Genomic DNA, 1,241 nt, shown 5'->3' on the forward strand with positions numbered 1-1,241 from the left:
ACCAAAGCACCTTTCTCCTCCAAATAATCTAACCAACGACGAATTGTTCGAGTAGAAACACCCATCTGATTAGCTAAAAACTGCTGATCGCAGACCACTGCACCGCATGTAGGATCTATGTGTTCAGCGAAAAATGAGTAAAGACCTATAGCGGCAGCACCCTGTTTGTCCCTCACAAGCTCTCTAATGCGTTGCCAGCCCTTTGGGTATGTCTGAGTGAAGTTACTGTTCTTCTTTGCCTCCTCGTGCTCTTTAGATGCCTTCTTGTCGATTTCCTGTATTTCTTTCTGCCTTAGCTTTGCTTGGTGTTCTGAAGCTACGATCATCTTTATCCCTCGGTGTCTTTTTGATAGGACATTTTTGTCCCATCATAGGACTTGTGGTGTCCTATGTCCAGCCACATGCGGACACCAGCTGTGTCCTCACGTGCGGACACCAGCTGTGTCCTATCAGAAAAAACCAAAACTATAAAAATCAATAACTTATTATTTATCTCTATTCTCTTCTATGAAAACCAACAGACAACACCAAAGTTCAAGGTAGCTCCCTCCCTCCGGTCGGGCATTTTGAGGGTCAGGGTTCGCCATAGGCGACCGCGTTAGCGGCTTGACCTTGACGATCAAAATGCCCGTTTAACCTTGTATCTGGTGATGGCTCGCGTAGTGAGCCATCACCATGATTGACGGTTTTCAGGGGTTTCGGGGCGAAGCCCTGAACCAGTCACTCCGCTAGCGGAGTGTATACTTGGCTAATTAGTGCTTATCCTTCGGGTATATCTCTCGGTAAATCGTTATGAGACTCCCAATTAAGCCGATGATTGTGATGATTGTTGACGTGATCATGATGACCTCCTTGTCGGTAAAGTTTCTGTATTACATTCCTGGCTAACTTCTTTTAGTCCCAAAGGAATGCCGCACATTACAAAAGTGATGTGCTGTTTTATTTATTTATGGGATCTACTGCTTAAAGGGCGGCTTATTATGGGGATGGCTCGCTGTGGCGAACCATCCCCCTTTCTGAGGGTGGGGGTCGTTCCGAGCCGTCAAGAGTCGCTTCGCTACTGCTCTTGACCGCTCTCCTCTCCGGAAAACATAGCCATTATCCGGCGTTTTATTTCTCCATCCTTGTTCACTAATGTCTTGGTAACAAAGGCTGAGTAGTCTTTTGATGTGTTATATCCCTTCCAGACTTCGTGAGGATCTAAAGCGTAAGCACAAACCTTTCCAGCAACTGGTATTCTT

The 1,241-nt window shown here is 46.1% G+C and carries 1 protein-coding gene and 1 pseudogene; both read right to left on the minus strand.

Going from position 1 to position 1,241, the window contains the following annotated elements; translation table 11 throughout:
* Window positions 1–326 (minus strand): helix-turn-helix domain-containing protein (locus ACLHV8_RS27070; RefSeq protein ID WP_410392163.1); only part of this gene is annotated, 326 nt, incomplete at its 3' end.
* A 731-nt stretch (window positions 327–1,057) separates the two neighbouring features.
* Window positions 1,058–1,241, minus strand: a pseudogene (locus tag ACLHV8_RS27075) (helix-turn-helix domain-containing protein); the annotation flags it as partial.

Source organism: Enterobacter sp. CPE_E863, assembly GCF_046521465.1.
Taxonomy (GTDB): Bacteria; Pseudomonadota; Gammaproteobacteria; order Enterobacterales; family Enterobacteriaceae; genus Enterobacter; species Enterobacter adelaidei.